Here is a 12,456-nt window from a genome sequence, read left to right on the forward strand (position 1 = left end):
GTGGCCTTTCATCTGCCTTGGATGCCACAGGTGGCAAGCCCTGCGCTTCAAGTCAAGCGGGTGTATCCGTGCCTGCGCCAAAGGGTCTGGATCGCAGGCCCGTCTTCGGCCAGCGCGGCCGAGACGCGCCCCATGTCGAGGCCCGGCAGCGCGGCGAAGGCGCTGGCCAGCAACTCGGCCCCGCGGGCATCGACCGGGATCAGAAGCGCCTGTCCGTCAACGCTTTTCAGTCGCCAATGGCTGCGCCCGGAAAGCCGCATCAGCCGAATTTCGGACAGGTCGCGCAGCGCGATCTCTCCGCCAAGGATACGGTCGGGTGAGAGGTAGCGGATCGCGCCCTCGTCCAGTTCGATGACGCCCGGCGCGGTGACGCTGCGGCGAAAGCGCATCCGCCGGCGCGCATCAAGCGCCCATGCCCCCGATACCGCAGCGATCAGCCCGCCAAGCGGCCAGAACACCCAGCCGCCGAGCGAGATCACCCAGAAGCCGAAAGCCATTGCGGCCAGCGCCGAAAGCGTCTCGGCCCAGGGTCGCAGTTTCTCGGCAAGCTCGGGCCGGATCAATCACAACTCCCGGACCATGTCGCGATGCGGGATCCCGGCATCGTCATATTCCGGGCCATAGGCGGTAAAGCCCAGCTTTTCGTAAAAACCGATCGCATGGGTCTGCGCGCCCAGCTTGGCGCGGGTGATGCCGGGCAGGGCCCGAAGCTCGTCCAGCGCGGCGCGGATCAGCGCCGCGCCCATGCCGGTGCCGCGCGCAGATTTCACCACCGCGACGCGACCGATCTTGCCGGTGTCGCCCTGCAGCAGGATGCGCGCCGTGCCGATCGGCTGGCGGGCATCGTCCAACGCCAGCAGATGGATCGCCTCGCCGTCGAGGTCGTCCCATTCGTCTTCCTCGGGGACGGATTGCTCGACCACGAAGACCTCGCGCCGGATGGCCCGACAGGCGGGAATATCGTCGGTTTTCTCGATCATGCGAAATAACGCTCCAGAATGCGCAGGTAGATGCGCGAGAGTTGCCGGACCTGATCGGCTGGCACCCGCTCGTTCACCTGATGCATGAAATGGCCGACCAGCCCGAATTCAAGGACCGGGCAATGATCCTTGACGAAGCGCGCGTCCGAAGTCCCGCCCGAGGTGGAAAGGACCGGGTCGAGGCCGGTCTCCTCGCGCACGACGTCGCGCACCATCTCGACGAAGGGGCCGGGGCGGGTCAGGAAGCTTTCGCCCGATACCTGCGTCTCGATCGTGAACTCCACCCCCGTCTCGACCTCGATCCCGGCGGCCTTGTCGCGGATCATCCGGTCCAGCGTATGCGAGGTATGGGCGTCGTTGAAGCGGATGTTGATGCCGGCGCGCGCCCTTTCGGGAATGACGTTCGTGGCGGCATTGCCGCAATCCACCGTCGTGACCTGCAGGCCCGAGGGGTCGAAATGCTCGGTCCCGTGGTCCAGCGGCTCGGCGATCAGCTCGTTCAGCAGGCGGGTCAGGGCATGGATCGGGTTCCGGGCGCGATGGGGATAGGCGGAATGGCCCTGCACGCCCCGCGCCTCGATCCTGAGGTTCATCGACCCGCGACGGCCGATCTTGATCATCTCGCCCATATGGTCGGGGTTCGATGGCTCGCCCACGATGCAGACATCCATGCGCTCGCCATTCTCGGCCATCCAGTCGAGCAGCGCGGTGGTGCCATCGGTGCTGGGGCCTTCCTCGTCCCCGGTGATGGCGAGGATGATCGCGTCATCCGGGCTGCATCCGCGCGAGAAGGCGATGGCGGCGGCGGTGAAGGCCGCGACGCCGGATTTCATGTCGGTGGCGCCCCGGCCCCAGATCCAGCCGTTCTCCTCATGGCCCGAGAAGGGGGGATGGGTCCAGCTTGCCGGATCGCCCGGCGGCACGACATCGGTATGGCCGTTGAAGCCGAAGCTGCGCGCCGCGCCCTTGGCGCCCCAGCGTGCGAACAGGTTCGGGGTGCCGTTCCGGTCGACGCGGTGGCATTCGAACCCCGCCGCGCCGAGTTCCTCGGCCAGCAGGACCAGCGCGCCGCCCTCCTCGGGCGTGACGGAGGGACAGCGGATCAGACGGGCGGTCAGGTCGGCGGGATCCGGGATTGCGGTCATGGTCGTCTCCTGATGTTCACAGGCGGATTACACCGGCACGCCCAGCAGTTCCAGCGCGCGCCGCAGCAGATTGAGGCCGGTCAGCACCAGAAGGATCAGCGTCCAGCGCCGGAACTGGGCCACATCCAGCCGGTCATGCGCAAGATAGCCAAGCCCCATGCCGATTACGGCGGGAATCACCAGCGCCGCAGAAAGCTGCAGGTTCGGCCCCGCCAGCAGGCCCGAATGCAGGTGCGAGAGGGTCAGCACCGCCGCGCCCAGCGTGAAGACCACGCCTTGCGCGCGCATCTGTTCGTCCTTGGGGGCATGGATCGACAGCAGATAGACCAGCAGCGGCGGTCCCCAGATCCCCGAGATGCCGCCATAGAGGCCGCCGATGATGCCGGTCACGATCTCGACCCGGCGGCGGTGATGGACCGGCAGCACGAGGCTGCGGCCCGCGAGCTGCCACAGGGCGAAAAGCATGATCGGACCGCCCAGCAGCGCGAACATCGCCCATTGCGGCACACGGGTCGCGAACATCGCGCTGATCGGGATGAAGACCGCGACCATGGCGATATGCCAGCGGAAGGCCCATGTGGTCTGCCATGCCGGGCCGATGCCCTGTCGCAAAGCCTGCCGGACATTCGTGACCAGCACCGGCAGAATCACTGCCGCCAGCGCCTGCTGCGCCGTCAGGATCGACCCCAGCGCCGACAGCATGATCATCGGCATGGCAAAGCCGATCGCGCCCTTCACGAAGCCGGAGAACAGCGTGACCGCGATCGCGATCCAGAAAACGGTGGGGTCGAGGCCGAGCATGCGCCACCCTTAGCCGCTCGGCCGGCGGATGCAAGGCCGCGACGGCGCAGGCCATTGCATGCAGGTGACTGTCCTTGCGCGAAAAAACGGACCCCGACTGGACAGATGTTGGCGTTCAGGCATTATGTCGGGAATGCACAGAACGGAGCTGCCAATGACCCGCCTTCTCAGTCTCTCTGCCGCGGCCGCCGCGCTGGCCACGCTCGCCGCCTGCGAGCCTACGACATCCAGCGGGGCGGGCAGCAGTATCCCGACCGGGCCCTACATTCTCGTCGGCATCGGCTCGGATACCGTGCCGCAGCGCAATGTCGGCATCACGATCGAGGCGAATGGCTCGGTCTCGGGGCAGGCGCCCTGCAACCATTACTCGGCCTCGCAGACCGCGGAACCGCCGGGCTTCAAGCTCTCGCCGCTGACCACGACGCGAATGGCCTGTGGCGGCAATCGTGGCCGGCTTGAGCAGCGGTATTTCAACGCGCTCTCGCAGGCGGATGGCATCAGCTATCTCGGCGGGGTTCTGACCATCACCGGGGCGGAATACCTGACCTTCGAGCCGGGCTACCGGAAGGAGTGACCGTCCCCACGGTCCTCTAGCCCCGGCTGCCCCTCTCCGGGGGCCAGCCGCGCCACCAGCCGCGCCCGCGCGGCTGGCAGGGGCTTGCCGGTGTGGATCTCGGCCAGACGGGTGTGCAGGAAATGGCCGGTCAGGGCGAAAGCCTCGGCCAGCCCGCCATTGCCGCGCCCGCCCAGCATCGCCGGCAGCGGCAGCAGGCGCGACGCCCATTCGCCCGCAGCACCCGCACTGACCGCCCGGCCCGAACGCGGACTGACATAGGCCAGCCCCTCGCGCGTACCGGTCACCGCGCAACTGCCAAGGTCGAGGCCGAAGCCCATCTCCTCCAGCAGCAGCATCTCCCAACGCAGATACGCCTCGGCCCAGGGCGTCCCGGCGTCGATCTGATCCAGCAGCGCCTCGGTCGCATCGGCAAGCAGGGGATGGGGATCGCGCTCGGGCAGGGCATAGGTTAGCAGCGCCGTGACCGCATTCACCCCCGCCAGCGCATCGCCGCTTTGCATGAGGCCTGGGCGCGCGCGCAGCGGCTCGACCGAGAAGGTGCCCAGATGCTCCTCGATCCGGGCGCGCCAGCGCAGGCCAAGGCGGTTTCCGGGTTGCAGCATCGCGCCGCGCTTGCTGCTCGCCCCGCCGGGGACAAGGCCCGAGACAAGCCCGGCATCGCGCGACAGGACGGTCAGGATCACGGCGTTCTCGCCATGCTTGCGCTGACGCATCACGGTCGCCTCGCCCTGCCATTCCATCGTCACGCCTTTCCTTCGCCGTCACCCTGCCGCAGATTGGCGGAAGTGAACAAGGAGAATGTCATGTTGAAACCCTGGATCGAAGCGCAAGCCAGACTGGTCGAAGTGGCGGCGGGGCGGGCATTCGCGGATCTGGTGATCCGGGGCGGGATCTGGGTCAACGTCCACACGCGCGAGTTGATCGAGGGGACCGACGTGGCCGTGGCGGACGGACGGGTGGCCTATGTCGGGCCGGATGCGACGGTCTCGATCGGACCCGAAACGCAGGTGATCGAGGCGCGGGGCCGCTACATGCTGCCCGGCCTGATCGACGCGCATATGCATGTCGAATCGGGTATGCTGACGCCGGCCGGTTTCGCCGCCGCCGTCATCCCGCATGGCACCACCACGATCTTCCACGACCCGCATGAGGTGGCGAATGTCCTCGGCCTCGAAGGGGTCAGGCTGATGCGGGACGAATCGCTGATCCAGCCGATCAGCATGTTCACCCAGATGCCCAGCTGCGCGCCCTCGGCCCCCGGACTGGAAACCACCGGCAGCCCGATCACCGAGGGCGAGGTCGCGCAGGCCATGGGCTGGGAGGGGATCATCGGTCTGGGCGAGATGATGAACTTCCCCGGCGTCGCGGCGGGTAATGCTCAGATGCTGGGCGAGATCGCGGCGACGCGCGCGGCGGGCAAGACCGTCGGCGGCCATTACGCCAGCCCCGATCTGGGCCGGCCCTTCCATGCCTATGTCGCCGGCGGCGCGGCTGACGATCACGAGACCACCAGCGAGGCGCAGGGCATCGCCCGTGTCCGGCAGGGCATGGGCTGCATGATGCGGCTGGGTTCGGCCTGGTATGATGTCGAGACCCAGATCACCGCGATCACCGAAAAGGGCCTCGACCCGCGCTTCTTCATCCTCTGCACCGATGACAGCCATTCCGGCACGCTGGTGCATGAGGGGCATATGAACCGGGTGGTGCGCCACGCCATTGCCTGCGGCTGCGACCCGCTGGTGGCGATCCAGATGGCGACGATCAATCCCGCCAGCCATTTCGGGCAGGAGCGCGAGCTTGGCTCCATCACCCCCGGCCGGCGGGCGGATGTGATCCTTACCTCCAACCTCCGCGAACTTCCGGTCGAGGTGGTGATTGCGCAAGGCCGGCTCGTGGCCGAGGGTGGCCGCCTGCTCGTCGATTGCCCGCGCATCGACTGGCCCGACCGCGCGCGCCATTCGGTCCGCCTCGGCAAGAAACTCGCCGCCCCGGATTTCGAGGTCCGGGCCGAGGGCGACAGCGCCCGCGTCCGCGTGATCGGCGTGGTCGAGAATCAGGCGCCCACCCGCGCGCTGGAAGCCGATCTGCCGATCCGCGACGGGATCGTCGAGGGCACGGGCGAGATCTGCCAGATCGCGCTGGTCGAACGCCATCGCGGCACCGGCGGCGTGGTCAACGGCTTCGTCGCGGGCTTCGGCTATCAGGGCAAGGTCGCGGTCGCTTCGACCGTGGCCCATGACAGCCACCACATGATCGTCGTCGGCACCGACCGCGAGACGATGGCGGCGGCCGCGAACCATCTGGGCCGGATCGGCGGCGGCGTCACCGTCTTTCGCGACGGGGCGGAGCTTGCCAGCGTCGCTTTGCCCATTGCCGGGCTGATGTCCGACCGCCCCGCCGAGGAGGTGGCCGAGGCCGCGCAGGGTATCGTCAGGGCGATGCAGGATTGCGGCTGCACGCTCAACAACGCCTATATGCAGCACTCGCTGCTGGCGCTGGTGGTGATTCCCGAACTCCGCATCTCGGATCTGGGCATCGTCGACGTGCGCAGTTTCGAACTGGTCGATCTTTTGCTCGACCCGTGAGTTTCACCGTTTTTCAAATACCCACTGCAAGGCCCGAAGTCTCGCCCCGACGCTCGACGGAAAGGAACTGCGCCCGCCCCTCCAGCGCCGCGAACAGTTCCGGCCCGGTCCCGGTCAGCCACGCTTGCGCCGAAAGCGCGCAGATCTCGTCGTAAAGCGCGGCGCGGCGGTCGGCGTCCAGATGCGCCGCCACCTCGTCGAGCAGCAGGACCGGGATCTCTCCGTCCAGCGCCCGTGCATTGGCAAGGATCAGTGAGAGCAGCAGGGCCTTCTGCTCTCCGGTCGAGGAAAGCGCCGCCGGCATGTCCTGCGGCCCCCAATGCGCGCCCAGATCGGCGCGATGCGGTCCGGTCAGACTGCGGCCCGCCGCCATGTCGCGCGACCGCGTCTCGGCGAGGCGCAGGGCGATGCTTTCGGGTTCGGGATCATCCGCCGCCCCCTCGCCCGGCAGAAGGGTCAGGCGGGCGGCGGGAAAGGCGGTTTCCGCCCCTTCCTGCGCCGCGGTGATCCGGGCGATCGCGTCGAGGCGGTTCCTGGTAATCGCGGCCCCCGCCTCGGCCATGCGGGCCTCCAGCGCGCGATACCAGCCGGCGTCGCGCACCTCGTCCCGCAGCAGGCGGTTACGCTCGCGCATGGATTTCTCATAGGCGAGCGACTCCTCGGCATGGCCGGGGGTAAAGCTCAGCGTCACGCGGTCGAGGAAACGGCGGCGTCCCTCGGGCGCATCGGTCCAGAGCCGGTCCATCGCCGGGGTCAGCCAGATCACCCGCAGCAAACCGCCAAGCGCCACCTGCGTCGCGGGCTTGTCGTCGATCAGAACCTCGCGCGGCTGGCCGGGCAAAGCGCGGGTCAGGATGTCACGCTCGCCGACGCTCGCCCGGATCTGCCAGCCGACATCAGGCCCACGGCGGGCCTGCTCGCCGGGCGTCGCCCCACGCATCCCGCGGCCGGGCGAGAGCATCGAGATCGCTTCGAGGATATTGGTCTTTCCGGCGCCATTCGGCCCGTGAATCGCCACGGGCCTTTCATCCGGTTCAAGTTCCAGACGCGCCCAACTCCGAAACTGGGTCAGGTGCAGGCGTGTCAGCCTCACACGCGCATCGGCATGACGACATAAACGGCAGAGACATCGCCGCCCTCGCGGATCAGCGCCGCATCGCCCGAGCCGTTGAACAGGAACACCGCATTCTCGCGGTCGATCTGGCCGGCGATCTCATGCAGGTATTTGGCGTTGAAGCCGATTTCCAGCGGCTCGTCGGCATAGGCGACTGGCAGTTCTTCCTCGGCCGCGCCCGAATCGGGGGCATTGACCGAAAGAACCAGCCGGTCCTCGTCCAAAGACAGCTTGACCGCGCGCGAACGCTCGCTGCTGACCGTGGCGACGCGATCGACCGCCTTGGCGAAATCGCCTGCATCCACCTCCAGCTTGCGCGAATTGCCCGCCGGGATCACCCGCGAATAATCGGGGAAGGTGCCGTCGATCACCTTCGAGGTCAGCGTGATGGTCGGGGTGGCGAAGCGCACCTTGGTCTCGCTGACCGAAACCGCGATCTCGGTCGCGTCATCGTCCAGAAGCTTGCGCAGCTCGCCCACGGTCTTGCGCGGCACGATCACGCCCGGCATCTCCCCGGCGCCCGCGGGCAGGGGGGCGTCGATCCGCGCCAACCGATGGCCATCGGTCGCGACGCAGCGCAGGCAGGGGCCCTCGTCCGATTGCGCGACATGCATATAGACGCCGTTCAGGTAATAGCGCGTCTCCTCGTTCGAGATCGCGAATTTGGACTTGTCGAAAAGCCGGCGCAGGACCGAGGCCGGAGCCGCGAAATTCGCCGAATATTCCGAGGTCGACATGACCGGGAAATCCTCGCGCGGCAGCGTGGCGAGGCTGAAGTTCGAGCGCCCGGCAATCACCGCCAACCGGCCCGAGGACGGGTCGAGGTCAAGCTGCACCAGCGCCCCGTCCGGCAGCTTGCGGGCAATGTCGTTGAGCATGCTGGCCGATACGGTCGTCGCGCCGGGACGCTCGACCTGGGCATTGGCCAGATAGATGATTTCGGTATCCAGATCGGTCGCGCGGAAGCTGACGCCATTCGGCGTCGTCTCGATCAGGACATTGGCCAGAATCGGGATCGTATTGCGCCGCTCGACAACGGACTGGGCCTGAGAAACTGCCTTCACCAGATCGGCACGTTCGATCGCAAATTTCATGGTCGGTCCTTATGTCACTCTCGCGGCGGGAAGGACGACTATAAGGCCCAACCCGGTGCCGGGCAATTTCGCAGATTTGCCCGGCGGGTCAAGCGGATCAGGCTTCAAGAAGGCGCCGCAGCAGGTCGATATCTTCGGCAAGGCTCCGATCCGAGCCGCGCAGCTCCTCGATCTTCCTCACGCCATGCATGATGGTGGTGTGATCGCGGCCGCCAAAACGCCGCCCGATCTCGGGCAGGGACCGCGAGGTCATCTGTTTCGAAAGATACATCGCGATCTGGCGCGGCCGCGCCACGGTGCGCACCCGCTTCGGCCCGATCATGTCGGAAAGCCGGATATTGTAATGCTCTGCCACCTTGCGCTGGATCTCCTCGATCGAGACCTTGCGGTCATTCGCCCGCAGGATGTCGGCCAGGCATTCCTGGGTCATGTCCAGCGTGATCTCGCGCCCCATCAGGCTCGCGAAGGCGAAGAGGCGCTGCAGCGCGCCTTCCAGCACGCGCACATTCGAGGTGATGCGATGGGCCAGGAATTCCAGCACGCCCGGCGCAAGCCGCAGCCCCGGATATTGCACGCGGAAGCTGTCGGTCTTGGATTGCAGGATGCCGAGGCGCAGCTCGTAATCGGTCGGATGCAGGTCGACGACAAGGCCACATTGCAGGCGCGACTTGATGCGCTCCTCCATGTCCTTGATCTCGCCCGGCGCGCGGTCGGCCGAGATGATGATCTGCTTGCCCTGGTCGACCAGCGTGTTGAACGTGTGGAAGAACTCTTCCTGCGTCGAATCCTTGCCGGCGATGAACTGGACGTCATCGACCATCAGGACCGAGACGGTGCGGAAAAGCTCCTTGAAATCCATGACGGTGCGGTCGCGCAGCGCCTGGACGAAGCGGTACATGAACTGCTCGGCCGAAAGATAGAGCACCCGCGCATCGGGCTGGCGGGCCTGCGTCTCCCGCGCGATTGCGTGCATCAGGTGGGTCTTGCCCAGCCCGACGCCACCATAAAGGAAAAGCGGGTTGAAGGTGACGGGACCGCCCTCGGCCACGCGGCGCGCGGCGGCATGGGCCAGCTCGTTCGGCTTGCCGACGACGAAATTGTCAAAGGTGAAGCGCTGGTCGAGGGGGGCCGTAAGCTCCTCCTCGGCGGCCGCGACGGGGGCGCGGGGCGCGGTCTGGCGCTGCTCGGCCGCCTCGGGCGTGGGCTGGCGGCTGGCGGCGCTGCGGGTCTCGAAATTCAGCCGGTGAACCGGGCCGCCAATGCGGTCGAGGACCTTCAGGATGTCATCGCTGTAATGGCGCGAGACCCAGTCCGAAAGAAAGCGGGTCGGACAGGCGATGACGGCGGTGCCGTCGGTTACGCCGGCCAGGCGGAGAGGTTCGATCCAGGTCGCAAAACTGTCGGCTCCGACGATCTTTTGAAGTTCTTCACGCGCCTGCCCCCAAATCTTTTCCATCTCGCCCAAGTCCGTTCCGTTGCCCATGTTCCGCCGGGTTTGCCCGGCGTGAGTTTGATTCGACATCGGCGCCCGACGGACAGGTGACGACAACAGAACCCCTACGCCACGTGCGCGGCGCAAAGGCCAACTGCGGCCTCGTCTCCATACATGAATCGTGACCGGTGGCAGCCGGTCCCCGACTTCAATGGCAGCTGAACGTCCCCCGATCATGCTGCTTCCCGTCCTTCGGCGCAGAGGCCGATCCACGGGGCTTGTCCCCCAGGTGCGATGTGAATCGCAGGACCGAAGCTAGCAAGAACGGCGCTCCGCCGACAACCGATCTTCGTGCTTGACAGTCACTTTGCCTCTCCGAATCTCACGGAGCGGTGACGTGTTCGTGACAGCACGAAGTTATATATGTTTCAATGCGCTAGCACAGAACGCTAACGGAAAAGGGCACGCTCAGAGCGAGCGCGCCCAAATGTATTCTACCGCAAGTTGCGGAAATGCCTCAGCCTGTCAGGCGGTGGCAAGCGCCTTCACGCGCGACGACAGCCGCGAGATCTTGCGTGCGGCGGTGTTCTTGTGAACGACGCCCTTGGTCACGCCGCGCATCAGTTCAGGCTGGGCCTGCAGCAGCGCCTCGCGGGCGACAGCGGCATCACCGCTCTCGATCGCTTCCTCGACCTTGCGCAGGAAGGTGCGGATGCGCGAGCGGCGCGCTTTGTTGACGGCGGTGACGCGCTCGATCTGGCGGGCGCGTTTCTTCGACTGGGGCGTGTTGGCCATGGGATGCGGTCCTGTCTGTTCTTCGAATGTCGATTACGCAAAAGCCCCACGGCACCGTCCAGTCGGGACGGTCATGATTCTTGCCTTAAAGCGGGCCCACGCGCATGTAAGCTCGGGCCTATACAGGCGGTAGGCAGGATTGCCAAGGGGAAACTACCGGTCGCGGAATTGCGGCTCGCGTTTCTCCAGAAAGGCGGCCATGCCTTCCTTCTGGTCCTCGGTCGCGAAGAGGGCCTGAAAGCTGCGCCGCTCGAACAGGATCCCCTCGCGCAGGGTGGTCTCATAGGCGCGGTTCAGCGCTTCCTTGGCGGCAAGGACGGCGATCTGCGACTTCTCGGCGATCTTCCTTGCGGCGGCCACGGCCTCGGCCACCAGCTTCGTCGCGGGCACGACGCGGCTGACAAGGCCCGAACGCTCGGCCTCGGCCGCGTCCATGAAGCGGCCGGTCAGATGCATCTCCATCGCCTTCGACTTGCCGACAAAGCGGGTCAAGCGCTGCGTGCCGCCGATCCCGGCCATCACGCCCAGGTTGATCTCCGGCTGGCCGAACTTGGCGGTATCGGCGCAGATGATGAAATCGCAGGCCATGGCCAGCTCGCAGCCACCGCCCAGGGCATAGCCCGACACCGCCGCGATGATGGGCTTGCGGGTCGCGGTGATGCGGTCGATCTCAGCGCCGAAAAGGTCGCTCGTATAGACATCGACAAAGCTCTTCGTCGACATCTCCTTGATATCTGCGCCTGCGGCAAAGGCCTTGTCGCTGCCGGTCAGGACGATGCAGCGGACCTTCTCGTTCCGGTCGGCCTCGGCAAGCGCCGTCCCCAGTTCGCTCAGAAGTTGCGAGTTCAGGGCATTCAGCGCCTCGGGCCGGTTCAGCCGGATCAGCGCAACATAATCTTCGACCTCAACGGTGAGGGTCTGGTAAGCCATCGCACCTAGCCTTTCGCATCTAGCTCGCGACTCGTAACAAAGCCGCGACCATCTGGCTAGCGCCCTGCGTCCTTCAGCGTTTTCCAAATACCCCCGCCGGAGGCAGCGGCGCGCCAGCGCCGCTTCACTTCTGGCAGTTCGGGCAGAAAAAGCTCGATCGCCCGGATTGCACGATGCGCTCGACGGTCCCGCCGCAGCCGGGGGTCGGGCAGGGCGCGCCCTCGCGGCCATAGACGCGGAAGGAATGCTGGAAATAGCCGAGTTCTCCGCTGGCCTGCCGGTGGTCGCGCAGGCTCGATCCCCCCGCGGCGATCGCCTCCTCGAGGACGTCCCGGACATGGCCGACCAGCAGGGCGGCCTCTGCCTGCGTGACCTCCCCGCCCAGCCGGCGCGGATCGATCCCGGCGCGGCTCAACGCCTCGGAGACATAGATATTGCCCAGCCCCGCGACGATGCGCTGGTCGAGCAGAGCCGCCTTGATCGGCATCCGGCGTCCGGCAAGCGCGCGGATCAGCACTTCCGCCGTGAACCCCTCCGACAGGGGCTCGGGCCCCAGATGGGCCAGCATCGGATGCTCGCTCCCCTCCGCCACCAGATCGACCATGCCGAAGCGGCGGGCGTCGTTGAAGGTGATCCGGGTGCCAAGGTCGTTCCAGAACACGACATGGTCATGGCGCGGCAGGATGGCGGGATCGCGGTGGAAATCGCCCTGGACCGCGTCCTCGATCAGCATCCGCCCGGACATGCCCAGATGCAGAAGGATGCTGCCTCGCCCTTCCAGATCGACAAGGATGTATTTCGAGCGCCGGCGCAGCCCCGTCACCCGCGCCCCCGTGACCACCTGCACCAGATCCGGCGGCAGGGGCCAGCGCAGGTCGGGGCGGCGGGCTTCGATCCGGGCGATCACCCGGCCTTCCAGATGCGGGGCAAGGCCCCGGCGGACGGTTTCGACCTCAGGCAGTTCTGGCATTTATCTTCCATTCGTCGCATGGTGCGCGGCGCG

General features: G+C 66.7%; 13 protein-coding genes. 2 read left to right on the forward strand and 11 right to left on the reverse strand.

Features of this window, described 5'->3' with window-relative positions; genetic code table 11:
- Nucleotides 1-47: 47 nt before the first annotated feature.
- Genes VNQ78_RS10775 through VNQ78_RS10790 form a run of 4 tightly spaced genes read right to left on the reverse strand, consistent with a single transcriptional unit; the run spans nucleotide 48 to nucleotide 2,926 of the window.
- Nucleotides 48-563: a hypothetical protein gene (locus VNQ78_RS10775; protein WP_325689515.1), complete on the reverse strand. Its 516-nt coding sequence runs from the start codon at nucleotides 561-563 to the stop codon at nucleotides 48-50.
- Entirely contained in the window at nucleotides 564-980 is a 417-nt protein-coding gene (locus tag VNQ78_RS10780; RefSeq protein ID WP_325689517.1) for a GNAT family N-acetyltransferase, read from the reverse strand.
- On the reverse strand, nucleotides 977-2,125 hold the full coding sequence (gene dapE, locus VNQ78_RS10785; protein ID WP_325689519.1) for a succinyl-diaminopimelate desuccinylase: 1,149 nt from the start codon (nucleotides 2,123-2,125) through the stop codon (nucleotides 977-979). The genes VNQ78_RS10780 and dapE overlap by 4 nt, the downstream gene beginning before the upstream one ends.
- A gap of 27 nt (nucleotides 2,126-2,152) precedes the next feature.
- Complete coding sequence (locus tag VNQ78_RS10790; RefSeq protein WP_325689521.1) at nucleotides 2,153-2,926, reverse strand: sulfite exporter TauE/SafE family protein; 774 nt, start codon at nucleotides 2,924-2,926, stop codon at nucleotides 2,153-2,155.
- Nucleotides 2,927-3,080: 154 nt separating this feature from the next.
- Between VNQ78_RS10790 and VNQ78_RS10795 the strand changes: the two genes are divergently transcribed.
- Nucleotides 3,081-3,500, forward strand: a complete 420-nt coding sequence (locus VNQ78_RS10795; RefSeq protein ID WP_325689523.1) for an META domain-containing protein — start codon at nucleotides 3,081-3,083, stop codon at nucleotides 3,498-3,500.
- Here VNQ78_RS10795 and recO read toward each other — a convergent pair.
- Entirely contained in the window at nucleotides 3,485-4,243 is a 759-nt protein-coding gene (gene recO / locus VNQ78_RS10800) for a DNA repair protein RecO (RefSeq protein WP_325689595.1), read from the reverse strand. The genes VNQ78_RS10795 and recO overlap by 16 nt on opposite strands.
- A gap of 63 nt (nucleotides 4,244-4,306) precedes the next feature.
- Here recO and VNQ78_RS10805 point away from each other — a divergent pair, with 63 nt between their 5' ends.
- Nucleotides 4,307-6,088 carry an adenine deaminase gene (locus VNQ78_RS10805; RefSeq protein ID WP_325689525.1) on the forward strand — a complete coding sequence of 594 codons (1,782 nt, stop codon included), beginning with the start codon at nucleotides 4,307-4,309 and terminating at the stop codon, nucleotides 6,086-6,088.
- A 13-nt stretch (nucleotides 6,089-6,101) separates the two neighbouring features.
- Here the strand turns inward: VNQ78_RS10805 and recF are convergent, their stop codons facing one another.
- The 6 genes from recF to mutM form a co-directional block, all read right to left on the reverse strand.
- Entirely contained in the window at nucleotides 6,102-7,181 is a 1,080-nt protein-coding gene (gene recF, locus VNQ78_RS10810) for a DNA replication/repair protein RecF (RefSeq protein ID WP_325689527.1), read from the reverse strand.
- Nucleotides 7,178-8,296: a DNA polymerase III subunit beta gene (gene dnaN / locus VNQ78_RS10815; protein WP_325689529.1), complete on the reverse strand. Its 1,119-nt coding sequence runs from the start codon at nucleotides 8,294-8,296 to the stop codon at nucleotides 7,178-7,180. Before dnaN ends, recF begins: the two co-directional genes overlap by 4 nt.
- 97 nt (nucleotides 8,297-8,393) lie before the next feature.
- Entirely contained in the window at nucleotides 8,394-9,752 is a 1,359-nt protein-coding gene (gene dnaA, locus VNQ78_RS10820) for a chromosomal replication initiator protein DnaA (RefSeq protein WP_325689531.1), read from the reverse strand.
- A 501-nt stretch (nucleotides 9,753-10,253) separates the two neighbouring features.
- Entirely contained in the window at nucleotides 10,254-10,523 is a 270-nt protein-coding gene (gene rpsT, locus VNQ78_RS10825; RefSeq protein ID WP_325689533.1) for a 30S ribosomal protein S20, read from the reverse strand.
- Between the two features lie 153 nt (nucleotides 10,524-10,676).
- On the reverse strand, nucleotides 10,677-11,453 hold the full coding sequence (locus VNQ78_RS10830) for an enoyl-CoA hydratase (protein WP_325689535.1): 777 nt from the start codon (nucleotides 11,451-11,453) through the stop codon (nucleotides 10,677-10,679).
- A gap of 124 nt (nucleotides 11,454-11,577) precedes the next feature.
- Complete coding sequence (gene mutM / locus VNQ78_RS10835; protein WP_325689537.1) at nucleotides 11,578-12,423, reverse strand: bifunctional DNA-formamidopyrimidine glycosylase/DNA-(apurinic or apyrimidinic site) lyase; 846 nt, start codon at nucleotides 12,421-12,423, stop codon at nucleotides 11,578-11,580.
- Nucleotides 12,424-12,456 lie beyond the last annotated feature (33 nt).

This window comes from Paracoccus sp. (in: a-proteobacteria), from assembly GCF_035556475.1.
Lineage (GTDB): Bacteria > Pseudomonadota > Alphaproteobacteria > Rhodobacterales > Rhodobacteraceae > Paracoccus.

Excerpts from the sequence above, each read along its gene's own strand:
- VNQ78_RS10780 (WP_325689517.1), bottom strand. The coding sequence starts at position 980 with ATGATCGAGAAAACCGACGATATTCCCGCCTGTCGGGCCATCCGGCGC.
- dapE (WP_325689519.1), bottom strand. The coding sequence starts at position 2,125 with ATGACCGCAATCCCGGATCCCGCCGACCTGACCGCCCGTCTGATCCGC.
- VNQ78_RS10790 (WP_325689521.1), bottom strand. The coding sequence starts at position 2,926 with ATGCTCGGCCTCGACCCCACCGTTTTCTGGATCGCGATCGCGGTCACG.
- VNQ78_RS10795 (WP_325689523.1), top strand. The coding sequence starts at position 3,081 with ATGACCCGCCTTCTCAGTCTCTCTGCCGCGGCCGCCGCGCTGGCCACG.
- recO (WP_325689595.1), bottom strand. The coding sequence starts at position 4,243 with ATGGAATGGCAGGGCGAGGCGACCGTGATGCGTCAGCGCAAGCATGGC.
- VNQ78_RS10805 (WP_325689525.1), top strand. The coding sequence starts at position 4,307 with ATGTTGAAACCCTGGATCGAAGCGCAAGCCAGACTGGTCGAAGTGGCG.
- dnaN (WP_325689529.1), bottom strand. The coding sequence starts at position 8,296 with ATGAAATTTGCGATCGAACGTGCCGATCTGGTGAAGGCAGTTTCTCAG.
- dnaA (WP_325689531.1), bottom strand. The coding sequence starts at position 9,752 with ATGGAAAAGATTTGGGGGCAGGCGCGTGAAGAACTTCAAAAGATCGTC.
- rpsT (WP_325689533.1), bottom strand. The coding sequence starts at position 10,523 with ATGGCCAACACGCCCCAGTCGAAGAAACGCGCCCGCCAGATCGAGCGC.
- VNQ78_RS10830 (WP_325689535.1), bottom strand. The coding sequence starts at position 11,453 with ATGGCTTACCAGACCCTCACCGTTGAGGTCGAAGATTATGTTGCGCTG.
- mutM (WP_325689537.1), bottom strand. The coding sequence starts at position 12,423 with ATGCCAGAACTGCCTGAGGTCGAAACCGTCCGCCGGGGCCTTGCCCCG.